The sequence below is a fragment of the Streptomyces violaceusniger Tu 4113 genome (genome assembly GCF_000147815.2).
GTDB classification, from domain to species: Bacteria; Actinomycetota; Actinomycetes; order Streptomycetales; family Streptomycetaceae; genus Streptomyces; species Streptomyces violaceusniger_A.
Map to the genome: position 1 here is coordinate 9,403,125 of NC_015957.1, position 23,510 is coordinate 9,426,634.

The 23,510-nt window shown below is 72.4% G+C and carries 19 protein-coding genes and 1 tRNA gene; 7 read left to right on the forward strand and 13 right to left on the reverse strand.

The window, feature by feature from the left end:
• Window positions 1-169: 169 nt before the first annotated feature.
• The 3 genes from STRVI_RS38310 to STRVI_RS38320 all read left to right on the forward strand — a co-directional run bounded on the left by STRVI_RS38310 (window position 170) and on the right by STRVI_RS38320 (window position 1,421).
• Window positions 170-535, forward strand: coding sequence for a hypothetical protein (locus tag STRVI_RS38310; protein WP_014060939.1), 366 nt, complete (start codon window positions 170-172; stop codon window positions 533-535).
• A gap of 114 nt (window positions 536-649) precedes the next feature.
• Complete coding sequence (locus tag STRVI_RS38315; RefSeq protein ID WP_014060940.1) at window positions 650-1,291, forward strand: bifunctional DNA primase/polymerase; 642 nt, start codon at window positions 650-652, stop codon at window positions 1,289-1,291.
• Between the two features lie 56 nt (window positions 1,292-1,347).
• A tRNA-Lys gene (locus STRVI_RS38320) sits at window positions 1,348-1,421 on the forward strand.
• Between the two features lie 100 nt (window positions 1,422-1,521).
• Here the strand turns inward: STRVI_RS38320 and STRVI_RS38325 are convergent.
• From STRVI_RS38325 to STRVI_RS38345, 5 genes are all read right to left on the reverse strand, one after another.
• Complete coding sequence (locus STRVI_RS38325) at window positions 1,522-2,778, reverse strand: nucleotide disphospho-sugar-binding domain-containing protein (RefSeq protein ID WP_014060941.1); 1,257 nt, start codon at window positions 2,776-2,778, stop codon at window positions 1,522-1,524.
• A gap of 92 nt (window positions 2,779-2,870) precedes the next feature.
• The gene (locus STRVI_RS38330) at window positions 2,871-3,662 is read right to left on the reverse strand and encodes an SDR family NAD(P)-dependent oxidoreductase (RefSeq protein ID WP_014060942.1); all 792 of its coding nucleotides are present in this window, start codon (window positions 3,660-3,662) and stop codon (window positions 2,871-2,873) included.
• Between the two features lie 103 nt (window positions 3,663-3,765).
• Window positions 3,766-4,716: a GlxA family transcriptional regulator gene (locus STRVI_RS38335; RefSeq protein ID WP_014060943.1), complete on the reverse strand. Its 951-nt coding sequence runs from the start codon at window positions 4,714-4,716 to the stop codon at window positions 3,766-3,768.
• A 93-nt stretch (window positions 4,717-4,809) separates the two neighbouring features.
• Window positions 4,810-6,045, reverse strand: a complete 1,236-nt coding sequence (locus STRVI_RS38340; RefSeq protein ID WP_014060944.1) for an FAD-dependent monooxygenase — start codon at window positions 6,043-6,045, stop codon at window positions 4,810-4,812.
• Between the two features lie 271 nt (window positions 6,046-6,316).
• Window positions 6,317-7,141: an AfsR/SARP family transcriptional regulator gene (locus tag STRVI_RS38345; RefSeq protein ID WP_014060945.1), complete on the reverse strand. Its 825-nt coding sequence runs from the start codon at window positions 7,139-7,141 to the stop codon at window positions 6,317-6,319.
• Window positions 7,142-7,322: 181 nt separating this feature from the next.
• Here STRVI_RS38345 and STRVI_RS38350 point away from each other — a divergent pair, with 181 nt between their 5' ends.
• The 3 genes from STRVI_RS38350 to STRVI_RS38360 all read left to right on the forward strand — a co-directional run bounded on the left by STRVI_RS38350 (window position 7,323) and on the right by STRVI_RS38360 (window position 11,352).
• Complete coding sequence (locus tag STRVI_RS38350; protein WP_014060946.1) at window positions 7,323-7,589, forward strand: hypothetical protein; 267 nt, start codon at window positions 7,323-7,325, stop codon at window positions 7,587-7,589.
• A 7-nt stretch (window positions 7,590-7,596) separates the two neighbouring features.
• Window positions 7,597-9,957, forward strand: a complete 2,361-nt coding sequence (locus STRVI_RS38355) for a TOMM precursor leader peptide-binding protein (protein ID WP_014060947.1) — start codon at window positions 7,597-7,599, stop codon at window positions 9,955-9,957.
• A gap of 138 nt (window positions 9,958-10,095) precedes the next feature.
• Window positions 10,096-11,352 (forward strand): sensor histidine kinase, encoded by a 1,257-nt coding sequence (locus STRVI_RS38360; protein WP_251982821.1) that lies wholly within the window; start codon window positions 10,096-10,098, stop codon window positions 11,350-11,352.
• Between the two features lie 56 nt (window positions 11,353-11,408).
• Here the strand turns inward: STRVI_RS38360 and STRVI_RS38365 are convergent, their stop codons facing one another.
• The 3 genes from STRVI_RS38365 to STRVI_RS38375 all read right to left on the reverse strand — a co-directional run bounded on the left by STRVI_RS38365 (window position 11,409) and on the right by STRVI_RS38375 (window position 14,222).
• On the reverse strand, window positions 11,409-12,014 hold the full coding sequence (locus STRVI_RS38365; protein ID WP_014060949.1) for a response regulator transcription factor: 606 nt from the start codon (window positions 12,012-12,014) through the stop codon (window positions 11,409-11,411).
• 141 nt (window positions 12,015-12,155) lie between these two features.
• On the reverse strand, window positions 12,156-12,707 hold the full coding sequence (locus STRVI_RS38370) for an AMP-binding protein (protein ID WP_043237203.1): 552 nt from the start codon (window positions 12,705-12,707) through the stop codon (window positions 12,156-12,158).
• Window positions 12,708-12,956: 249 nt separating this feature from the next.
• Window positions 12,957-14,222: a M6 family metalloprotease domain-containing protein gene (locus STRVI_RS38375; protein WP_014060950.1), complete on the reverse strand. Its 1,266-nt coding sequence runs from the start codon at window positions 14,220-14,222 to the stop codon at window positions 12,957-12,959.
• A gap of 318 nt (window positions 14,223-14,540) precedes the next feature.
• On the opposite strand from STRVI_RS38375, the gene STRVI_RS38380 reads away from it, so the two are divergent.
• Window positions 14,541-16,511, forward strand: coding sequence for a putative bifunctional diguanylate cyclase/phosphodiesterase (locus tag STRVI_RS38380; RefSeq protein WP_014060951.1), 1,971 nt, complete (start codon window positions 14,541-14,543; stop codon window positions 16,509-16,511).
• A gap of 151 nt (window positions 16,512-16,662) precedes the next feature.
• On the opposite strand, the gene STRVI_RS38385 is transcribed toward STRVI_RS38380, so the two are convergent.
• The 5 genes from STRVI_RS38385 to STRVI_RS38405 all read right to left on the reverse strand — a co-directional run bounded on the left by STRVI_RS38385 (window position 16,663) and on the right by STRVI_RS38405 (window position 23,418).
• A complete protein-coding gene (locus tag STRVI_RS38385) occupies window positions 16,663-17,790 on the reverse strand; it encodes an LLM class flavin-dependent oxidoreductase (protein WP_014060952.1) in 1,128 nt (375 codons plus the stop codon).
• 237 nt (window positions 17,791-18,027) lie between these two features.
• Complete coding sequence (locus STRVI_RS38390; protein WP_014060953.1) at window positions 18,028-19,902, reverse strand: phospholipase C; 1,875 nt, start codon at window positions 19,900-19,902, stop codon at window positions 18,028-18,030.
• Window positions 19,903-20,058: 156 nt separating this feature from the next.
• On the reverse strand, window positions 20,059-21,279 hold the full coding sequence (gene efeB, locus STRVI_RS38395; RefSeq protein ID WP_014060954.1) for an iron uptake transporter deferrochelatase/peroxidase subunit: 1,221 nt from the start codon (window positions 21,277-21,279) through the stop codon (window positions 20,059-20,061).
• Entirely contained in the window at window positions 21,276-22,523 is a 1,248-nt protein-coding gene (locus tag STRVI_RS38400; RefSeq protein WP_014060955.1) for an EfeM/EfeO family lipoprotein, read from the reverse strand. Before STRVI_RS38400 ends, efeB begins: the two co-directional genes overlap by 4 nt.
• Window positions 22,524-22,662: 139 nt before the next feature.
• Window positions 22,663-23,418 (reverse strand): maleate cis-trans isomerase family protein, encoded by a 756-nt coding sequence (locus STRVI_RS38405; protein WP_014060956.1) that lies wholly within the window; start codon window positions 23,416-23,418, stop codon window positions 22,663-22,665.
• Window positions 23,419-23,510 lie beyond the last annotated feature (92 nt).

Here is a 23,510-nt window from a genome sequence, read left to right on the forward strand (position 1 = left end):
GGTGCGTCACCAGGGGCGACGGTCCGGCCATGGTTCAGGGGGCGGCCGGGTGGGGAGAGACCCCAGGTCGGCGGCGTACGGCGGGGGCGCCCTTGCCCTACGCGCGACAATGGAGACAACAGGACCACCGCGAACCGTAGGTGCCTCACGACCCAGGAGGAGAGATCACATGCCCGAGCCGGATGCGGCTCAAGGCCGGCACGGCTCCGCGCCCCGGCGGCTGAAACCAGCGCCCCTGCTCTTCGAACCGGCCGCCGCCGCCTCGGACGAGGCGCACTTCTTCGACCTGGAGTCGATGGAGGACCCGCGTGAGCTGCTGTCCCGCTCGACGGAGCTGGTGCTGGCGTTCCGCGCGGCGACGGACCGGGCCATGGAGTTCCAGGCGATGGCGGCCGCCCAGCTCGCCGACCCGAGGCGGTTCGATCGGCTGACCCTCGCCGTGATCGCCGAGCGTGCCGAGTGGACCGAGGACTACGCCAAGAAGATGGTCGAGTTCGGCCGTGAGCTGATGCGGAGCGGCGAGTTGCCGGACTGACGGCAGGCGTGAGCCTGGGGCATATGCGGGCGGAAGATACCCGATGTCGACACCCGATGTCCCGGTTTCGCCGCATCTCTCTACACCGTCATCGCCGACGGTAAAGGTGGAAACATGACCAGAACGCCGCAGGACGCACTTCACACCGCCGCCTATGTCACCCCGGCGGGCGCGGACTGGCTCGCCTCGGCCAGCGCCTCGCCGCGCGGTGTGCAGGCCCTGTGGGCCGCGGCCCCGACCGCCGCGGTGACGCTGCCGTGCGGTACGGCGTTCGACGTCATCAGCATGGACGCGCTCTTCGGCCGCCGGGTGGTGGGCCGGTTATGGACCGACGGCCCCGGCACCGGGCCGGTCGCGGCCAGGGGCGGCCGCGTCATGCTCTTCGCCACCCCGGGCACCGCCCAGCGACTGCCGGCGCTGCTCGGCTGGGAGGAGTGGGGCGCGACCGCTCCCCCGCTGCTCTGTTACGGGCGGGGCGACGCGGTGACCGTGCCGCCACTGTTCCCCCCGGACCCCGATCCGCCGGAGGCGGCGTCGCTGGAGTCCGGTGCCCCGGAGTCAGGCGCCCTGGAGTGCGGCGCCCGCGAGTCCGCCCCGGTGCCGTCGCCGCGCTGGCTGGTCGCGCCCGACGTCCGCAAGCCCTGGCTGCCCGGTCCCGAGGTGCTGCTGTGGGCCTGTGTGAGGGCGGCCCGCGCCGTCGGTTGTGATCTTGTCGGCACGGCTGTGACCAGCACACCCGCCGTCTTTCCGGGCTGAAAGTTATCGATTTTCGCTCCGTGGCGTCCGAGTGCTAAGGTCTCCTACGTCAGCAGGCGCCGCTAGCTCAGTTGGTTAGAGCAGCTGACTCTTAATCAGCGGGTCCGGGGTTCGAGTCCCTGGCGGCGCACAGACAACGAAAGACCCCTCATCTCGGTGAGGGGCCTTTCGCGTGGTCTCTCACGGAGAGCGACCCTCCACGTACGGCGCCCCTTCGCATACGACAGCCCTCACATCGCCGGGCCCGTGAGCCGGGTGACCGCCAGGACCGCCTTGTCCGGGCCGGGCATCGCCAGCGCCTCCCGCCGCAGGGCGTGCGCCGCCGCCGCGTACGAGGGCTGCTCCAGCAGTGTGAACAGGTCCATGGCCAGCCGCCCGCCCGCCGCCCGCGATCCGCGCCGCGTGCCGTCGAGGGCGTCGGCGGGCAGATACATCCCGGCGCCCGCCCGGGCCAGCCGCGCCCCGTTGAGCTGCTGCTCGAGGCGGGGCGCGACGACCAACTGCGGCACCCCGGCCGTGGCGGCGGCCAGCACCGCCGCGCCCCCGCCCTGGTGGAGCAGGGCCCGGCAGCCCGGCAGCACCCGGTGCAGCGGCCCGGCGGGCGGCCGTCCCTCGGCGGCGCTGCCGACCCGGACGACCTCCACGCCCCGCGCCTCGGCGGCCCACAGTGCGGCCCTTACGGCGTCCGGCGGGCCACTGGCGTCGTCCCACGCCGCGCACACCCGCACCGGCCCGGACCGCCTCGGGCCGCCCGGCCCGCGCCGCCCGTTCGGCGCGGCGGCCTGGCGCGCGGGGTGCGCCCCGGCGTGGCGGGCCTCGTAGGGCGACGGCGTCTCATGCGGCGACGACCCGTCCTGCGCAACGAGGCGCACCGGCAGCCGCCGCGCCCGCGAGGGCAGCGCGAGGCTCGGCGGGCAGGGGTCGAGCCAGAGGTCGGGCTCGCGCGCCGGGTCGGCGCCGTAACGCCGCATCAGCCGGGCGTAGCCGGGCAGCGGCGGGCCTTCGAGCCGCTGCCGGTCCAGCCGCAGCACGGCCGCGCTCCCCCACAGCTGGCCGATCGCGGGCACCCCCAGCGCCCCCGCGGCCACCGTGCCCGCGTACGCGCCGGCGTCGTGCACCACCAGCTCCGGCTGCCAGCAGCGGGCGAATGCCACCAGGCCCTGGGCCATCGCCTCGGCGATCCGCACCTGCCGATCGCCCAACGCGCGCAGCACGCCGTGCTGCTCCGGGGTGAGCGCGGCGGGCCGCACCGGCCAGTCCGTCGGCCAGATGCCGCGCGGGCGCCGCGTCGCGTCCGGCGCCCTGACCACCGCCACCGGCAGGGCACCGATCTGCACCGGCACCAGGCCGGTCCGGGCGACGGCCGCCGCACACTCGGACGGCACCGCGACCCGCACCTGGTGCCCGGCTCCGAGCAGGGCGCGCGCCAGCGGCACCATGGGAACGAGATGGGGGCCGGAGGCCCAGGTCGTGAAGAGGACGCGCACGGTTCACCTCCCGCAGAGGTCGAGCCGGCCGGGCCGCCCCGTCCGGCCGATGGACATGACACCGAGCCGACCCATCGCTCCCCTCGCCGGGCTCAGCGGCACCCCGCGAGCGTCAGTGCTTCGCCGGTGATCGTGCCGTTGGCCGCCGAGCACAGGAAGAGGAGGGCGCGGGCGATGTCCTCGGGGGTCGTGGGCAGCCGGTCGGGCGAGGTGGGCGGCCGGTCAGGCGGAGTCGGCGGCCGGTCGGGCGGAGTCGGCGGCCGGTCAGGCGGAGTCGGCGGCCGGTCAGGCGGGACCGGCCCGGGGCACACGGCGTTGATCAGCACTCCATCGCCGCCCACTTCGCCCGCCAGACCGCGGACCAGACCGTGCAGCCCGGCCCGCTCCACCGCGTGGAACTCCCCGTCGGCTGCGCCGTCCGGTGCCTGCGGCGAGGCCACCAGCGCGATCCGGCCCCAGCCGCGCTTGCGCATCCCGGCGACGGCCCACTGGACGGTGCGCATAGCGGGCACGAAGCCGTCGGCGACGAGCGGCCGCCAGTGCTCCTCCGGTACGTCCTCGAACCGGGTGTGCGGATCGCGCCGCGTGCCCCGCCGCCGGGCGGCCGCCACCAGCACGTCGAGCCCGCCGCAGTGCTCCTCCACGGCGGCCACGACCCAGCGCGGCGACGCGGCGTCGTCCAGTGCGTACGGCACGGCGAAGGCCCTGCCACCGTCCCGTCCGGACAGCTCGGCGGCCAGCGCCTCGGCGGCCTCGCGGTGGTGCCGGAAGGCGAGCGCCACCCGGGCGCCCTGCTCCGCGAAGGCGCGTGCGGCGGCCCGGCCGATGGCCCCGGTGGCGCCGGTGACCAGGACAGTGCGCCCTTCCAGGCCGAGGTCCAACATGGGCGCTCCTCGCGGTCGTTCCCACTGAGAAGGCCATGGTCGCCGCCGTGACTCGAGTCCGCCTCGACCCGTGCCCGAGGCTGCCCAGGGGACCGCTCGGCGGCTATCCGGCGTTTCGCTGGAAGGCGGAGCGGTAGCTGTGCGGGCTGGTGCCGACGACGCGCTTGAAGCGGTCCCGGAAGGAGGTGGGCGAGCCGAAGCCGACCTGGGTGGCGATGCGCTCGACCGGGTGGGTGGTGGCCTCCAGCAGATACTGCGCCTGCCGGATCCGGGCGCGGTGCAGCCACTGCAGCGGGGTGGTCCCGGTGTGCTCCCGGAAGCGGCGGTTGAGGGTGCGGGTGCTCATGCCGATGTGGGCGGCGATCTCCTTGAGGGTGAGGTCCCGTCCGGCGTTGTCCTCCATCCACCGCAGCAGCGGTTCGAACAGCGATCCGCGCGGTACGGGCGGCTGGTCGTGAACGATGAACTGGGCCTGCCCGCCCTCCCGTTCCAGGGGCATCACGGACAGCCGCGCGGCGTCGGCGGCCACGGCGGAGCCATGGTCGCACCGGATCATGTGCAGACACAGGTCGAGCCCGGCCGCGGCGCCTGCCGAGGTGAGGAACTGGCCGTTGTCCACATAGAGCACATCCGGGTCGACCTGGATCTTCGGATGGAGCTCGGAAAGCAGCGCACCGGCGAGCCAGTGGGTGGTGGCGCGGTGTCCGTCGAGCAGTCCGGTGGCGGCGAGGACGAAGGCCCCGGAGCAGATCGAGGCGATACGGGTGCCCCGGTCGGCGGCGTCCCGCAGCGCGTCGATCACCTCGTCGGGGACCGGGAGCAGGGCGTCGCTGCGGCCGGGCACGACGATCGTGTCGGCCTCGGCGAGCGCCTCGAGCCCGTACGGGGCCTGGAGGGCGAACACCCCGGCGTCGACGCTGGGGGCGGGGCCGCAGATCCGGACCCGGTAGGGCTCCCGGCCGTCGGGCAGCCGGGTGCGGGTGAAGACCTCGATCGGGGTGGCCAGATCAAAGGGGATGACCTGGTCCAGCGCCAGGATCACGACAGTGTGCATGGCCTCAACCTAGGCGGTGCGGCATATGGGATCGAAGCCGGGGTGGCGATAAGTCGGCGCAGTAGTGCTTTCCAGCCATCGCGCTCCGGGCTGTCATGTCCGGCCGCACACTCCGGCATCGGCGATACGGATCGACGGGTTGCCGTAGGCCATACGCTGCAGGATCTTGCGATAGAGCGGCGTACGACGCAGCGCCCACGCGAGACGGGGGCGCACCCGGGTGGTGAACGCGCCCTGCGAGAGGATCGCCCGGCTCTGCAGGGTCTGCATCCGCATCACCGCCGCGATATCGGGCCCGCGCCGCTGCTCGAACTCCGCCAGCCGCTCGGCGCTGGTGTCACCCTCGGCCAGGGCGCGGGCCAGCAGGGGGTGCAGCACCACCGCGTCCTGCACCGCCAGGTTGATGCCCTGGGCGCCGATCGGGCTGTGGGTGTGGGCGGCGTCGCCGATCAGCACCAGCCCATCGGCGACCCAGCGCTCGGCGCGTGCGGAGAAGACCTCGATCACGCCGAGGTCGGCCGGGGTGCGGAGCTGATCGCGGATCAGCGTGGCGTACCCCGGCACGGCACGCACCAGCCGCTCCTTGACATGGTCGAAGCCGAGGGCGGCGATATGGCTGTAGCGCCGGTGCGGCAGGGTCCAGCCGATCTGGATGCGGTTGGGCCAGGAGCCGTAGACCAGCGCCGGGCCGCCGCCGGTGCGGAACACCCGCACATCGCGGAGCGGCGGCTCTTCCCGGGGCGCGATGAACGTGCACCAGAGCACATCCTGGGCGAACGCGTCGGCGCGGCCCGCTCCGATGCCCGCCAGCCGCCGGATCCGCGAGAACCGGCCGTCCGCGCCGACGACGACCCGGGCCCGTACGGCACAGCGGCCCGGCGGCCCCTCGGCGATGACCCCGGCGATCCGCTGCTCCCGCCACAACAGGGCCCCGGCCCGCCGTCCGGGCAGATAGCGGAAGCCGGGCGAGCGGCGGCAGTGGGCGAGGAGCTCGTCCAGCAGATGGGGGCGCGGAACGCTCAACAGGTGGTCGTACGGCGCCGCGAGCAGCCGGTAGTCGGCCTCCAGCAGGACTCGCTCGCCCTCGATGACCAGGAATCGGTCGTGCTCATGGGCGCCGCGGGCGCGGGCGCCGGCGAGCACATCGAGCGCGTCCAGCAGCGCCATCGCGCCGGGTTGGAGGATTTCGCCGCGGACCACGCGCTGATGCGCGCGGGCGCACTCCACCACGGTCACCCGGGCCCCCGACCGCAGCATCAGCAGCGCCAGCACCAGACCGGCCGGGCCGCCGCCGACCACGCACACATCGGTGTCGATCTCGCGCGTCATCGCGCCTCCTGCTGGTCGAGCTCCAGGGCATGGGCATCGGGCGCCTGTGGCATCCCCTGGACGCACTACGGCTCCGCTTGCCCGCGCGGGGGGATCGGGCAGCGGAGCCGTAGCGAGCCCGGCTGAAGGGCGGCGCCGGGCGTTCTTGGGGGGATGGTTCGCCGGACGGGGACGGCTGGTAGGGGACTTACGGGGCTCCGGACGAGGGCGGTGTCGGGGCTGTGGGGGCTATCGGCTGTGGACTGTTGGCTGTTGGCTGTGGACTGTTGGTCTATGCGGCGAACAGGTCGAGCACCGGGCGGCGCCAGTGGCCCTCCAGGTCCAGATCGAGCGCCGGATCGGAGGCGAGCACCGCCTGCTGGAGCTTCTGCAGTCGCGGCGACGGCTCCAGCCCTAGGTCCTCGACCAGTCTGGCGCGCAGCCCCTGGTAGACCTCCAGCGCCTGCCAGGGGCGGCCCGCGCGGTAGAGAGCGGCCATGCACTGGGCGTGCAGCCCCTCGTGCAGCGGATGACGGGCGGTCAGCTCGGTGAGCTCCGTGAGCAGCTCGGCATGGCGGCCCAGCCGCAGATCGGCCTCGATACGGCGCTCCAGGACGCCGAGCCGACTCTCCTCCAGACGGGCCAGCTCGATCTCCAGGACCGGCCCGACCTTCACATCCACCAGCGCGGGACCGCGCCAGACGGCCAGCGCCTCGCGCAGCAGCAGGGACGCCTGGACATCGTCCCCGGCGTCCAGCCTGTCCCGCCCCGCGGCCACCAGCCGGTCGTACTCATGGATGTCCACCGCGCCCGGCTGGGCCTCCAGCACATATCCGCCGTAGCGCGTGGCCAGGACGTCCTTGGAAGCCTGCGGGGCCGCTGGGCCATAGGCCGTGGCCAGCCTGCGGCGCAACTGCAGGATGTAGGTCTGCAAAGTGGTGAGCGCGCTGCGCGGCATCTGCGTGCCCCAGATTTCCTCCATAAGAGTGGGCACCGGCAGCATCTGGTTGGCGTAGACGGAAAGCAGTGCAAGGATCTGGCGCGGCTTGCCCGCGCTGGGCACGATCGACTGACCGCACGCCTCGACGCTCAGCGGCCCCAACACCTTGATGTCCATGGTCGTGTACCTCCGTCAACGGTCCGTCAAGTGCCTCCTGGCCGCGCGGCCTGCCACCGAGGCATTTAAGAGCCTCGCTTGTGGGCCACCTGTGCGGCCAGTGCCGGAGTAACGAGCTCGATATGAGTTCCATAGCGCCGCACCATGACAAATTCACACCCTGGCGATGAGAGAGTCCGCGATGACCGATACGCCCGTCCCACATGAGTCCACGAGCCCCGCCGTCCTGGCTCATTCCGCCGAGAACACCGAGGTCACCGGGGTCACCGGGGTCGTCGAGATCGCCGAGCGCGCCAGGATCACCCGGCGCGCCGGGGCCATCAGGACCGCAGCCGAGGCCGTTCAGCCGCCCGCCGAGGACGACGACCTGGTCATCGAGGACCTCTCCGACGCCGCCTGGCCCATCGGCGCGCCCGCCATCTGCATCTGCACCGTCGGCGCCGAATGACCGGCCGATGACCGGCGAACTGGGCTTCACACCACATCTGCGGGTCGAGCCGGTGCCGGGCGAGGCCGTGTATCTCGTCTCCGAGCGCGGGGTCACGGCGCTGCACGGGCGGGCGATCGCCGCGCTCGCGCCGCTGCTCGACGGGTCACGGGACCTCGCCCACATCCTCACCGAGGCAGCCGCGCCCACCGGCGCCGCGGGTCCGCCCGGCGCGGTCCCGGCCGGGCAGGCCGAGCACGTGATCGCCCGCCTCCGCGCGGCCGGGCTGGTCTCCGAGCGGGACCACCCCTGGACCCCCGAGGAGGCGTACTGGGAGCTGGCCGGGCTGAACACCGCGGACGGCTCCGTCCCGGCCCCCACGCCCCCGCCGTCCCGCCCCGTCGTGGCCCCGCTGGTCCTCGGCTCGGCCGACCCGGGCGAGGTGGTCCGGGCGCTGCGCGCCGCGGGGCTGAGGAGCGCGGAGCTGAGGACCGTGGACGGGAAGGCGGCGGACGGCGATCCGCCGGCTTCCGGGGCCCTTATCCCTCGGCGCGAGATATGTCAAATCGCCCCCCGTCAACATGACGACGCGGAACTCACCCTTGTGGTGTGCGACGACTACCTCGATCCGCGGCTCGCCGCCGTGGACGCCGCCCACCGCGCCGCCGGCCGTCGCTGGCTGCCCGTCAAACCGGTGGGCACCCAGGCGTGGCTGGGCCCGTTCCTCGGCGCCCCCGACGACCCGTGCTGGGTCTGTCTGGCCGACCGGCTGTGGCGCGGACGGCAGGCCGAGGCGTATCTCCAGCACCGGCTCGGCCGCCCCGGACCGGTACCGCGCCCGCCCGCCTCACTGCCCGCTAGCCGCGCCGCCGCGCTCCAGCTCGCCGCCCTGGAGGCCGCCAAGTGGCTGGCCGGGCACCGGCATCCGGGCCAGCGGGAGCTGCGCACCCTGGACAGCCTCACCGCCACCGTGGACCGCCATCCGCTCTCCCGCCGCCCGCAGTGCGCCGGCTGCGGCGATCCGGCGCTGGTCGCGGCCCGGATACGGGCGCCCCTGGCGCTGCCGTCGCCACGGGAGCCGCTGGCCGAAACCCGCACCGACACCTCCCCGCGCCGGATCATGGAGCGCTACGGACATCTGGTGGACCCCGTCACCGGGCTGGTCACCGAGATCCGGCGCGATCCGCGCGGCCCCGCCATCCTCAACTGCTTCCACGCCCGCCACCCTTCGTACGCGGGAGCGGGCCCCCAAAGCGGCCTGGACGCCGTAAGGGCCGGGCTGCGGGCTGCCGCCCACGGTAAGGGCCGCACCGCCGAACAGGCGCGGGCGAGCGCGCTGTGCGAGGCCCTGGAGCACTACAGCGGCCATTTCCAGGGGGACGAGCCGCGGCAGCGCGCCCGCTATCGCGATCTGCACCCGGACGACGCGGTGCATCCGGACACCGTCCAGCTCTTCGACCCGCGTCAGTTCCGCGACCCCGCCCTCCCCGCGCGCCACCGGATCCGCGATCCGTTCGACGAGGGCGCGGAGCTGGACTGGACCCCGCTGTGGTCGCTCACCGCCGAGCGCCACCGGCTGCTGCCCACCGCGCTGCTGTACTACGGCGCCCCGCAGCCCCCGGGCCGCCGCTGCTGCCGGGCGGACTCCAACGGCGCGGCGGCGGGCGGCACGCTGGCCGACGCCGTCGTACGGGGCTTCCTGGAGCTGGTGGAGCGGGACGCGGTCGCCCTGTGGTGGTACAACCGCACCCGGCAGCCCGCCGTGGCCCTCGACGCCTTCGACGACCCGTGGCTGGCCGAAGTGCGGGCCGCCCACCGGGGGTTGTGGCGCGAGGTGTGGGCCCTGGACCTCACCACGGACTTCGGCATCCCGGTGGTCGCCGCGCTCTCCCGGCGACTCGACAAGCCCGCCGAGGACATCACCCTCGGCTTCGGCGCCCACTTCGACCGGCACACCGCGCTGTGCCACGCCTTCGCCGAGCTGAACCAGATGCTCCCGGCGGTGGTCGAGGCCCGCGCCGACGGCGGGGGCTACGGCGCCGCCGAGCCCGAGGCGCTGCGCTGGTTCCGCACCGCGACTCTGGCCGACCACCCGTATCTGACGCCGGATCCGGCCGCCGTACTGCCCACGGGGATATCCGGCCCCCCGGAGGGCGGCGCACTGGCCGCCGTAAGGGAGTTGGCGCGGCAACGCGGGATGGAGTTGCTGGTGCTGGACCAGACCCGGCCGGATGTGGGGCTGCCGGTGGCCAAGGTGCTGGTGCCCGGACTGCGCCCGCACTGGGCCCGGTTCGCGCCCGGCCGGCTCTTCGACGTCCCGGTCGCGCTCGGACGGCTGCCGGGGCCTACGCCCTATGCGGACCTCAACCCGATTCCGTTTTTCCTGTGATCCCCCGTGATAACGAGTAACTCTGCGTACACCATGAGCCTTCCACGCGGCCTCTCCACCCCCGGCAAAGATCGGATACTCTCGGGCAAGCCGCCCAATCCGGCCCGACCATCCGGAGGACGAGTGCAGGGGAGCCTCTTGCCCGACGATGCCGGGAACCACCCACCGCGCCAGCACAACAATCTGGCGCCGCGCCTGGCCGTCGTCATCACGGTCCTCGTGCTGGTGGGCTACTTCGCCGTGGCCGTCACCTATGTGGTCGACGGCAATCGTTCGGGCAGGACGATCGACGCGGCGATGCTCGGGCTGGCGCTGCTGCCGATGACGATGCTGCTCTGCCTCCAGATGCTGCACTCCTTCCCCGGTCTCGCGCCCCGGCTCAGCGGCGCGCGCCGCTGGACGCTGACGCTCCAGGCGGTGCTGACCTTCGCCCCCTTCGCGGTCTTCAAGCACGCCTGGCTTGGCATGCCGGGCTTTCTGGCCGGCTCCTCGCTGCTGGTGCTGGCCCCGGCGCTGGCGTGGCCGATGTTCGCGGCCATCCTGCTGTGCACGGATGCGCTGCTCTTCCAGGTCGGCTTCGGCTGGGGCCAGGTCGCCTACACCTCGGTCTCCACCGCGCTGACCGGGCTGGTGGTCTTCGGGCTCTCACGGCTGTCCGGGCTGGTCGCCGAGGTGTCCCGGTCCCGGGCGGAACTGGCCCGGCTGGCGGTCGCCCAGGAGCGGCTGCGGTTCTCCCGGGATGTGCACGATCTGCTCGGGTACAGCCTGTCCACGATCACCCTCAAATGCGAGCTGGTGCACCGACTGGTCCCCCGGCAGAACTCCCGTGCCCAGCAGGAGCTTTCGGAGATCCTGCAGACTTGCCGTCAGGCCCTCGCCGACGTCAGGGCCGTGGCCAGCGGCTACCGCAAGATGTCGCTGTCGGCGGAGTCGGCGACGGCCCGCTCGATGCTGGCCGCGGCGGGTATCAGCGCCACGTCCGCGATCGACTGCGGACCGCTGCCGGAGCTGGTGGACACGGTGCTGGCGAGCGTGTTGCGCGAGGGGCTGACCAATGTGCTGCGCCACAGCAAGGCCGACCACTGCGCGATCGAGGCGCGGCGCAGCGGGCACCAGGTGTGGCTGACCCTCGTCAACGACGGGGTGGGTCGGCCGTCCACGATCCTGCACACCGACAGCACCGACGGCGGCAGCGGAATCGGCAACCTCCGGGTCCGGGTGGAGAACCTCGGCGGGCGGCTGCGCGCGGGCGTACGGCCGGACGGCTGCTTCGAGTTACGGGCGGAGCTGGATGTGTCCGTGGCCGCGCCATCGAGGAGCGGCCGGGAGCGCGGCTCGAAGGGCTCGAATGACTCGAAGGAGGAGTACGGCCCGGGGCCGACCGTGACGGCGTGAAGGCGTAAGGGCCTGACGGGCCTATCGGTGTGACGGGCGTGAGGGCCTGACGCGTTCTACAGCCAGCCCGCCTCGCGGGCGATCCGGATGGCGTCGACCCGGTTGCGGGCGTCCAGCTTGGTCACGGCGGAGGTCAGATAGTTGCGCACCGTGCCCACCGACAGAAACAGCTTGGCCGCGATCTGCGCGGACTCCTCCCCCTTCGCGGCGAACCGCAGAACCTCCAGCTCACGCGGCGTCAGCGGCTGCGGACCGTCGTCCAGGGCGGCCAGCGCGAGCTGTGGATCGATCACCCGCTCGCCCTGGGCGACGGCGCGGATGGCGTCGCTCAGCTTCTCGGGGCTGCTGTCCTTCAGCAGAAAGCCGGAGACATGGGCGGCCAGCGCCCGGCGCAGATTTCCGGGGCGGCCGAGGCTGGTGAGCATCATGGTGCGGCATTCGGGAACGGCGGTGCTCAACTCGGCCGCGGCGGTGAGCCCGTCCATACCCGGCAGATCGATGTCGAGCACCGCGACATCCGGGCGGAGTTCACGGGCGCGCGGCAGGATATCGGCGCCGTTGGAGAAATCGGCCACCACCTCGATGTCCGGTTCGAATTCCAGCAGGGCGACCAATGCCTTGCGCAACATATGCATGTCTTCCGCGATCAGCACCCTGACCATCCCGCCCCCTGCTTTCCCCGCCCCGTCATCACCCCGCATGCCGATTATTCCCCCGCTCTCCCGGCCCTTCCATAGATTCGCGGGCAGATGCGCCCGTCGAACGCATATCTCGTTGCGCGAGCGCGACCGCGCGCCCCCTTGTCATGCCGCACCACCCCGCCAGGGCTCACCGGCCTCCGGCCCGAACTCGGCGTGCAGTGCGCGCACTTCACCCCGCAGACAGCGCTCGCGCAGCAGGGCGCGCCGTACCTTGGCGGTTCCCGCCCCGCGCACGGTGCCGGGGCGCACCAGCAGCAGCGCGCCGGTCACGACACCGAACTCCTCCGCGATCAGGGCGCGGATCCGCGCCGCCGGCCGGGGCAGCCCGGTGCGCGCCCCGCCCGCCGTACGGACGACCTCCTGGACGACCATCAGCGCCCCCGCGCCGGGCCCCGCGCAGAACACCCGGGCCGACCCCAGCGCCCGTGCGCAGCACAGCAGTTCGCGCTCCACGTCCTGTGGATGCAGGGTGTGGCCGTCCACCAGGAGGGCGTCACGGACCCGGCCGGTCATCCGGAGCCGGCCGTTCACCGTAAGGCCGAGGTCGCCGGTGCGCAGAAAACCGCCCGGGCCCTCGGCGACGCGGGCGGCGAACAGCAGCGCGGTGTCCGGCGGACCGCCCCAGTGGCCGGTGGCGACGGCGGGGCCGCGCACCCAGATCTCCCCGGGCGCCCTATCCGGCAGCCGGCTCGGCCAGATTCGCGTGTCGCGGCATTCTCAGCTCCCGGGCGCCCGACGTCGGAAAGGGGCCCACGCTCTCGAAGCGGCACCTCGAAGCCGACTTGATCACCGGTTATGACGCGCGGCGGCCATCGGCGCGGCTCCGTCAGCCGCCCGACCTGGTCATCTGCGCGGCCTCGACAGCGGCCCGGCCAGTCGTAGGAGATCGGCGCGGCACCGTCATCACCGCGCCCGGCGGTTGACCCGGACGGTCCAGCCCCCGTCAGCGGCGCGGCCGGCCACTGTGATCCGTACGGAGTCCTCCTTGACCGACAGGCTGTCGCCGACGCCGAGCGGGGCGTCGGCGAGTTCGGGGTAGACCGACTCGTTCCAGCAGGCGGAGGTGGCGGGGTGGCCGTCCAGCACCTGGACGGGGCCGTCACCCGACGCCTTGTCGTTGTGGACGCGGTAGACCAGCACGCCCTCGGTGCAGGTGCTCGCGTCGTTGCCACGGCCGCCGCGCGCCTCGATGGCCAGCGCGGTGGTGGGCCCGGTGCGGACGACGACCAGCCGGGTGCGGGTGTCGGCGCCGGGCCCGCCCCGCGCCATGGGTGCGGCGAGGGGCTGGAGGGTGTATCGGCGCGGACCGATGGCGCGGTCGCAGGCCACCTGGCGCGCGCCGAGCCAGCCGAGCTTCCACTTGTGCCAGCCGAACGGATCGGGTGCCATGCCGAACTGGCTTCCCATCAAATCCCAGTCGCCGACGTAGGTGTCCCATTCGGCGCTGGCGTCGGTGTCCTTCGGCCGGTGGTAGAGGTCGGGGAGGTCGAAGACATGGCCGGTCTCATGGGCCAGGACATTGCGGTCCGGCGGATGGTGTTCGAAAACAGTGACCAGACGGCGCAGATCAACACCATCGGCGCGCAGTGGCTTTTCGAAGTTGACCACTTTCGTCGCGTCGGCGTCCACACCGGGAGCATCGGGGTCGGCGACCAGATAGACGAGGTCATAGCGGCCGAAGTCGAGGTGCGGATCGGCGGACGCGATGGCGTCGCGCAGATACGCGGCGCGGCGCTTGGCATTCCAGTCGCGCTGTATGGCGTACGCGGTGGAGCGCTGGGGCATGGTGAGCCAGCGTCGCAGTGGATGCACCCGGAGCGCGAACTTCCCGTAGGACGCCCGCTTGAAGAAGTCGGGGGTCGCGGGAATATGGTCGGCGGCCAACCGGGCCGGGGTTACTCTGGGCTTGGCGTCCGGGAACGACAGGAAGACCATCGCCGCGTCCAATCGGCGCACCGGGCGCGGATAGCGGGAGTTCCAGGTGTCCAGGCCCTCCGAATGGTGGGCGTCGGTACGTTCCAGGTCACAGGGTCCGCCGGGGCCGGCCGCGACAGCGGGGCCCGCCACCACGGTGGTCGCGATGAGCGCGCTCAACGAGGTCAGCAGGGCCCCGGTCCGGCGCAGCCGAGGCTGTCGGTGCACCCCCTCGGGTACCTGAGGACGCACCATGTCGACCTCCCGGGCGTAGTCCGAACACCCACTCCACCCTGAGGTGAATTGGCGAGGTACGCCCTGTTGGGATGGGCTGGTCGAGTGAAGAGGCCGCGATCCGGGTACGTAACAGACGGTCACAATCGGTCAGAGCGGCTGTTGGCCCGCGCAGAGTCGAACAGATACGACCAAACACATTGTCAAGGCGGCGGTGAGCGCGATGACGTCGATGGAACGCCCGGAGTACGAGCCCCTATGATCGGCACACGTCCAGCGGGGAATCCCCCTTCAGGCAGGAAATTACGGTCTGCCCGGCACCCGGTGTGAGACAACAAGATGCGTACGAACAACCTGGACACAACGAACGCCACGCGGGAGCGAGCGGTGAGCGGAATCCCTGACGGGCAGGGCCGCGCCCTGGGCGCGACGCTGCCGACGATCACAGAGCGTGATGTTGCCCCCAGCGTCCTCCCTGTTGCGGAGGACGCCGGCGCACCTCGCCCGACCATCGGCGCGCCGTCGGCCCCGGGCGCGCCCCCAGCCCTGGGCACGCCCCCGACCCCGGGGGCGCCCTCGGCGCCAGGCGCGCCCCCGGGCGCTGGCCCAACCCCGGGCCCCGCGCCCGGCGACTACCGCGCCGCCTTCAATGTGGCGCGCCTCGCCATGGCCGTCGTCGACCGCGAGGGCAGAGTGCGCGACGCCAACCCCGCGCTCGGCGCCCTGCTCGGCACCGATCCGGCCGTGCTGACCACCCGCAGCGCGGCGGATCTGGCCAATCTGCGCGAGGATCCGCGCACCTGGAAGGAGTACCGGGACGTCCTGGGCGGCCGTCTCGCGCGGCTGCGCCGCACCCGTCGCCTGCTGCGCCCCGACGGCCATGCCCTGTGGGCCGAGATCACCATCGAGCCCGCGCCGGACAGCCGCACTCTGCTGCTGTCGATGGCCGACATCAGCGATCAGCGGGATCTCCAGGGGCGGCTGCGCCATCTGCAGATGCACGATCCGGTGACCCGGCTGCCCAACCGCAGCCTGTTCTTCGAGCGGATGACCTCGGCGCTGGAGGCGGCCACCTACGACCACGGGGGCACCGGCCGGATCGGGCTCTGCTATCTCGACCTGGACGGTTTCAAGGCGGTCAACGACACCCTCGGCCACCGGGTCGGCGACCGGCTGCTCGGCGCGGTCGCCCAGCGGCTCACCGAATACGCGGCGCCCGGCGGCCATCTGGTGGCGCGGCTCGGCGGGGACGAGTTCGCGCTGCTGGTCCGCAACTCCACCGGCACCGAGCAGCTCTGCGACCTCGCCCGGTCGCTGCTGGCCGCCCTGCAGGAACCGTTCGACGTGGGCGGGCAGCGGCTGTCGGTGTCGGCGAGCATCGGCGTGGTGGAGCGGCCCGCGGCCGGCACCCACACCACCTGGCTGATGCAGGCCGCGGACACCACGCTGTACTGGGCGAAGGAGGACGGCAAGGCGCGCTGGACGCTCTTCGACCCGGAGCGCAACGCCCATCGGATGACCCGGCAGGCGCTGTCCAGCACCCTGCGCCCGGCGGTCGAGCGGGACGAGTTCGTACTCGACTACCAGCCGCTGGTGGGGCTGGGCGACGGGGTCGTCCGCGGGGTGGAGGCGCTGGTGCGCTGGGACCATCCGCAGTTCGGGCGGCTGTCACCGAACCGGTTCATCCCGCTGGCCGAGGAGAACGGCGCGATCGTGCCGCTGGGCCGGTGGGTGCTGCGCACCGCCTGCCGCCAGGCCCGCGTCTGGCAGCTCGCCAATCCGACCCATCCGCTGGTCGTCAGCGTCAATGTGGCGGTCCGCCAGGTGTGGGACTCGGACCTGGTCGCCGACGTCGGCACGATCCTGGCGGAGACCGGGCTGCCGCCGCATCTGCTGCAGCTGGAGCTGACCGAGTCGGCGGTGATGGGGTCGACGGGGCGTCCGCTGCAGGCGCTGCAGCGGCTCAGCGACATGGGAGTGCCCATCGCGATCGACGACTTCGGGACGGGCTACTCCAACCTCGCCTATCTCAGCCGGCTGCCGGTCTCCACGCTCAAGCTGGACGGCTCGTTCGTCCAGGGATTCCGGGCCGAGGAGCATCCGAATCCGGCCGACGAGACCATCGTCGAGGCGCTGGTGCAGCTCGCGCACCGGCTGGGCCTCACGGTGACGGCCGAATGTGTGGAGAGCGCCGAGCAGGCGGAGCGGCTGAGGCGGATCGGCTGCGACACGGGACAGGGGTGGTTCTACTCCCGTCCGGTGCCGCCGGACCGCATACAGACGATGATCACCTGCCCGGCCTCTGGCTAGGCCCTGTCCGGTGGATCTTCGTGCCTGTGACATCAGCGGCTGCCGCCGCGGGGCCCGCGGCGTCTGGTGCCGGGGGCACCTCCCAGCGGTAGCTGGGGGCGCCGTGCCAGGCGTCGCGGGCCCGCGAAGATCCACCGGACAGGGCCTGGGGCTACGCCTCCGTCTGCGCCGTCGGGAGATCGTAGGCATCGGCGATCAGCTCGTACGAGCGCAGACGGGCGTCACGGCCGTGCGCATTGGCCGTGATCTTGATTTCGTCCACTCCGGTGCGCTTGATCAGCCCGTCGAGCCCCTCGCGGACCTGGTCCGGGGTGCCGTATTCGACGTTGGCGAGCCAGCTGTTGATGAAGTCGCGCTCGATCTCGTTGAACTCATACGCCTCGGCCTCCTCGGGCGTCGGCACCAGGCCGGGGCGGCCGGTGCGCAGCCGGACCATGGCTAGGGCGCCGGTGAGCACCTGCCGGTGGGCCTCCTTCTCGTCCTCGGCGGCGAAGGCCGAGACGCCGATCGAGGCGTACGGCCGGTCCAGCGCGGCGGACGGCCGGAAGGTCTCGCGGTAGAGGTCGAGCGCGGGGACGGTGTTGGCCGCGGAGAAGTGGTGGGCGAAGGAGAACGGCAGACCGAGCATCCCGGCGAGCCGGGCGCTGAATCCGCTGGAGCCCAGCAGCCAGATCGAGGGCCGGTCGGCGGACTGGACCCCGCCGGGCACGGTGCCCTGCACCGGCCCCGGCACCGCGTGGATACGGGCGTAGCGGTGGCCGTCGGGGAAGTCGTCGTCGAGGAAGCGGGTCAGCTCGGCGAGCTGCTGGGGGAAGTCGTCGGCGCCCTCGCGCAGCCGGTCGGTGCGGCGCAGGGCGGCGGCCGTGGCCCCGTCGGTGCCGGGCGCGCGGCCGAGGCCGAGGTCCACCCGGCCGGGGGCGAGCGCCTCCAGGGTGCCGAACTGCTCGGCGATGACCAGCGGGGCGTGGTTGGGGAGCATCACCCCGCCCGAGCCCAGCCGGATCCGCTCGGTGTGCGCGGCGAGATGGGCCAGGATCACCGCCGGTGAGGTGCTGGCGACCCCGGGCATGGAGTGGTGCTCGGCGACCCAGAAGCGGTGGAAGCCCCGGCGCTCGGTGAGCCGGGCGAGCTCGGTGGTGGTCCGCAGCGCCTCGGCGGCCGTCACCCCGCTGCCGACGGTCGCGAGGTCCAGCACCGACAGGGGCACCGGTGCGCTGCCGAGGGGCCGGGCCCGGATGGTGTCCTGCTGGTCGTCTCGCCGGTCCTGCTCATCGGCCACGGTGGCCCGCCTCCCTGGTCGCACTGCGGTGGGCGTACGTCTGTCCAGATATCTCTGTCTGGGTACGCCTCTACGTCTACCGCCTGCATTCAACCGGAGAAAGGCTCCGCTTTATTCCCAGCCGCTGCGCCCCCACCTCTGTCTCCCCGGCCCCGCATATGGCCGGGTCCGCCGCCACCTGGGGAGGAGGTGTGGCGGCGGACCCGACGGCGGTGTGCCGTGCGCGCGCGGACGGGCCTAGCCCGCGGTCCGCACGGTACGGCGACGGTGGATGGCCAGCGCCGTACCGGCGCCGCCGAGCACCAGCACACCCGCCGTGAGGCCGATGGGCAGCGCGACGGAGGCGCCCCGGTCGTCGGCGAGACGCCGGGTGGTCAGGGCCTTGGCGGCCGCCGCGTTCACGATCGGGGCGTGGGCGGCCAGCGCGGAGGTCGTGTAATGACCGGCCTTCTGGACCGACGCGACCGAACCGTCGGACTTCAGCAGCACCTGGGTGTTGTTGGGGTGGCGGAAGTCGAACAGCCCGGAGAGGGAGTTCGCCCGGCTGTCGAAGGAGGCGTCACCGATCCGGCCGGTGTGCCAGTTGTCCTCGATGAAGCGGGTGATCGACGTCTGCTCGGTCTGGGTGTGGTCGACCTTGTTGGCCTTGCTGAAGGGGGAGATCACCAGCAGCGGCTGCCGGGGGCCGGGGCCACAGCGGTCCTGGTAGCCGGCCGCGGGCTTCGGGCCGGACTGACAGGCGGGGCTGTCGGTGGCCTTGCCGTTGGAGCCGGCGGTCTTGTCCTTCGACCCGTTGAGCGGCTTGGCGTAGGCGTGGTCGTACCAGCCGTCGCTGTCGTCGTACGCGACGACGACCGCGGTGTCCTTCCACTGCGGCGACTTCTGGATCGCGTTGATCTGCTTGACCAGGAAGTGCTGCTCGTCGACCGGGTCGGAGTAGGCGGCGTGGCCGTCCTGGTACTCGGCGGCCTTCAGGAAGCTGACGGCCGGCAGCTGGCCCGTCTTGAGCGCCGCGTCGAAGTCGGTGAGGTCGTAGTTGTGGTTGGCCTGACCGCTCCGGCCGATCTCCCGCACATTCTTCGGCGGGAGGTGATGCGGGTTGGCCGTGGACTTGTAGTACTGGAACGGCGCGTGGTGCGGGCTGTAGTCCACCGACTCGGCGCCGCCGACGTTCTTATGGGTGGTGCCGGAGCACTTGGCGTAGTGGTCCTGCTCACCGTCCCAGGCGGTGCTGGGCCGGAAGCCGCCCTGGAACCAGCCCCAGGTCACGTCCTTGGCGTTGAGCAGATCGCCGAGGTTCCTGCCCTGCATGCGGGCCAGGGCGTTCGCGCTGGTGTGGTCCTTGTTGGAGCAGTCGTCGAAGGCCGGATCCGGGTCGTTGATCACCGTGCCGACGCCCTTGGCATCCGGCGAGGCCACCGTGTACGCGTCCGGCTTGTCGGTCTGCTGGGGGTTCTCGGTGGAGGACTTGGGGTCGGTGGAGATCACGCCGTGGGTCTGGCCCGAGATCAGCTCCAGCGCTCCGGGGGAGGAGGGGCCGTAGGCCGAACTGAAGGAACGGTCGCTCATCGCATAGTGCTGGGCGTAGTTCCACAGGCCGGTGACGGTGTTGCCGTCGTAGTAGTCCATCACCAGACCGGGCTCGCCGAACAGCCCGGTGCACTTGCTGACCTCGGTGTTCTCCACGAACTTATCGGCCTTGCCGCCATTGGCCGCGTACTGCTCGGGTCCGTAGGAATGGTTCTGGTCGCAGGTCATGGCCTGGTCGCTGGCCAGCCGCTTGGGCTTGTAGAGATTGGGGTTCTTCTTCAGCAGCCCGGCGTGCGCCAGGGTGTCGATGTTCTTGGGGGTGTGCTTGGACGGCGTGAACTTCGTGCCGTCCGTGTTCGCCGCCTTCGGGTACGTGCCGAAGTAGTGATCGAACGAGATGTTCTCGTCGAAGATCACCACCACATGCTTCACCGGGGTCGCGGTGTCGCCGCCCTTGGAGGGCGCGGCCCATGCGGGGGCCACCCCGCCCACGGTCGCCAGGGCCGCGGCGCCGGCCAGGGCACCCCAGCGCGCGACCCGGCCACATCGTCGGCCGCCTTCGGATCCTGCCGTGCCGCCCATCCCATGCCTCCACATGATTCGCGATTCACGCCTGCGCCTGATCCTGTGCCGCGGGCAGGACTCTCCGATGGAATCCATGGAGGCGGCCGAGTGAACAGAGGGTCAGAAGAATCCAAGGAACTCTTGAGGTGTTCTTGACCGGAAGGTGGGGCGGTGTCAGGACAGAAGGGTCCGTCCCAGCCAGTCCGAGCGGTCCTTCACACCGGGAAGCGCGAAGAAATAGCCCCCGCCGAAGGGGGTGATGTAGTCCACCAGCGGCTCCCCCGCCAGACGCTTCTGCACGGTTTCGAACTGACGCGCGAGATCCTGCTGATAGCAGCAGAACAGCAGCCCCATGTCCAGATTACCGTTGGCGTCCATGCCCCGGTCGTAGTTGTAGGTACGGCGGAGTATGCGCTGGTCCTCGGTCCGGGCGGTGCGCGGATTGGCCATCCGTATATGGCTGTCCAGCGGAATGATGTCGCCCTTGGGGTCCTGTGCGTAGCGCGGGGTGTCGAACTCGTGCTGACCGTCCAGCGGGGCGCCCGAGTCCCGGTTGCGGCCGAACATGCGCTCCTGCTCGCTGATCGACACCCGGTCCCAGAACTCCACCAGCATCCGGATCAGCCGGATCACCTGATAGCTGCCGCCGGTCGTCCAGGCCGGCTCGGCGGAGTGGGCGCCCACCCACACCAGACGGTCCATCGCACGGGCGTCATCGGTGTCCGGGTTGGCGGTGCCGTCCTTGAACCCCATGTGGTTGCGCGGGGTGCCGGACGGGCGCGGCGGGCTGACGAAGCCGTCGACGCGCCAGCGGATCTGCAGCGCGCCCCGGGTGTGCCGGGCGATATCGCGCAGCGCGTGCAGCACCGTGTCCGTGCTGTCGGCGCAGAGCTGAAGGCTCAGATCGCCATGGCACCAGTCGGGGTCGAGATCGTCGTCGGGGAAGGACCGCATCGCGGTCAGCCGCCGGGGCTTGCGGTCCCGCAGTCCGTACCGCTCGTCGAACAGCGAGGCGCCCACGCCGACCGTCGCGGTCAGCCGGTCGGCGGCCACCTGGGAGCCCAGGGTGCCGGAGTCGGCGGGCGGCGCGGTGATCCCGACCGGGTCGGGAGTGCCTCCGGTGGTGAGAAAACGGCACCGCTCGGTGAGCGTACGGAAGGCGTCGGCCAGCTCCTCGCGCCCCTCGGCCATGGCGTCGAAGGCGATGAGCGCGGTGGCCCGCTGGGGCGGGGTGAGGATGCCGGCCTGATGGGCGCCGTGGAAGGGGACGCGGGTGGGCTTCTTCTCCGGCTCCCCCTCCTTCGCGGCCGCCGTGCCCCCGGCCGCGCCTGCCACCGCGCCGACCGTGCCCGCGGCCGCGCCCAGCAGAAAGCCCCTGCGCAGCACCTCGCTCACCGGGTCCTCCGCACATCCATCAGCGCCGCCACCTGCGCCAGCCGCTCCACCAGCGCGCCCGCGTCCGCGTTGAGCCGCTGGCGGTCGGTGCGGCTCAGCCGGTCCAGCGGGGTCCAGCGGTCCCCGTGGTGCGAGCGCTCCAGGGTCCGCTCGGTGCGGTCCAGGTCGCTCTTCAGCTCGGGCAGCCACGGGGCACGGGGCTTCAGCAGCGGCTCCAGCCGGGTCAGCACGGCCCGGCTGCCGTCGAGGTTGGCCCGCGCGGTGGCCACATTGGTGCCGCTGCCGTAGTCGGTGCGGCCGGTCAGCTCGAACTGCACGGTGTTCTCCATGATTTCGTGCGCCCGCAGGCCCAGGTCGGCCGGATCCATCCGCTCCTGCGGCCAGTCGTCCCGCAGCCCTCGGACGTCCTTGACGAGCCGGTCGGCGACCGGGCCCAGGGAGCTCGCGGACTGGCCGTGCCACAGGCCGTACTCGAGGCGGTGGAATCCGGTGAAGTCCGAGGCATGGACCCCGCCGGACAGCCCCGCCGTGGTGCCGTTGATGGCCCCGTCGGCGTCGCCGAAGGCACCATAGGCGGCGCCCATCCGCTCGTACACCAGATGGGCGGGCAGCCAGGCCGCACGGGCCGTGGCCAGGTCACCGCGGCGGATGGCCGAGCGCAGCGCGTCCGTGCGCCGCACCAGCTCGTCCATCCGGCCCGTCACCCACTTCTGGTAGGCGATGGTGGGCGGGATCAGATCCTGCTGGCCGACCGGAACCGCGGCCGGTCCACCGCCCCGCGCCGGTCCGGGGACGGTGACGGTGGGTCCGGTGACCGCGTCCACCTCCTCGGGCAGGCAGACGAAGGCGTAGGAGCCGCCGCCGAGCGTGACGCTCAGCGGTCTGCTGGTGCCGGGGCCCAGGCCCTCCACCTCTCCGTAGACGGCGCCGTTCGCCGGATCGGTGAGATAGACCTCGGCCGGTCTGCTGGAGGTGTTCCGCAGATCGAAGACCTGCTTGCCACGGGTGGCATCGGTCCAGCCGCGGCCGCAGCCGCCCTCGGACACCTCGACGGAGGTGTGCCGAAGCCCGTCCGATGCCTTCGCGGGCGCGCTTGCGCTCGCGGAGGGGTTCGCACGAGGGCCGTCCGAGGAGTCTCCGCCGACCGCCAGCACGCCGATTCCGACGGCCGCGGCCACCGTCACCGCACCGGCGACCAGCAGATAACGTGCCGGCGGGACCGGGGAGAGATGTTGGCGACGCACGGCTGCATGCTAGGCGCAGTCCGATAAGCGGAATGCCATGATGGCGAAAGAGCGACACGGAATTCGGCCGGGATTCAGCTCCCCGTCACCGACCCCTCGGCCACCGTGCCGCGCCCCTCCGCGACCGGACGACCCGCCGCTATCCGCCGCTCCGGGCGAAGAGCGTGCCCAGCCGGTCATGGACCGGATCGCGGCCCAGCAGCCGCAGCCCCTCCCAGACCGTGACCTGGTTGGCCGTGAGCACCGGCTTGCCCAGCTCCGCCTCCAGATCCGGAATCCAGGCGGCGGTGTGCAGGGCGGTGTCCGGAAGGAGCACCGCCTGGGCCTCGGGGTGGTCCCCGGCGCGGGCCAGCTCCAGCACCTCTTCCCGGCCCCAGGTGCCGACCTCCGCGGCCGTGATGATCCCGCTGCCGCGCATCGCGACCACCTCGGCGCCCGCCGCCTTCAAAAATGCCCTGAAGTGGTCGGCGACATCCTCCGGATAGGTGGCGGCGATGGCCACCCGCTCGGCGCCGAGCGCCTGCACCGCGTGGGCGAAGGCGAAGGAGGTGCTGGAGGCGGGCAATCCCGCCGTCTCGCTCAGCTCGCGCACCTGCTCATGGGCGCCCTCCCAGCCGAAGACGAAGCTGGCGCTGGTGCAGGCCCAGACCACGGCCCGGGCACCGCGCTCGGCGAGCTCGGCGACCCCGGCCGCGAGGCGGGCCGCGGAACCCATCTCCAACAGGGCGTCCACCCGATGGGCGTCCTCACCGATGTCGGTATGGACGAGGGGAAGCCGGATATCGCCGCTGTCGCCGCCGAGCATGCCTTCCAGGCGGGGGTATTCGTCCTCGGCGGAGTATCCGGGGTAGAGAAAGCCGACCGTGTCCGGGGCCGGGCGCGTCGAGTCCACCATGACTGCCTCCTTACCGGCGGCCCCCGTGAGCGCCGCCCCCTGCTGCACTGCTGCTACTTCTCCTACACCGCGGAGGCCCGGCGGGTTCCCAC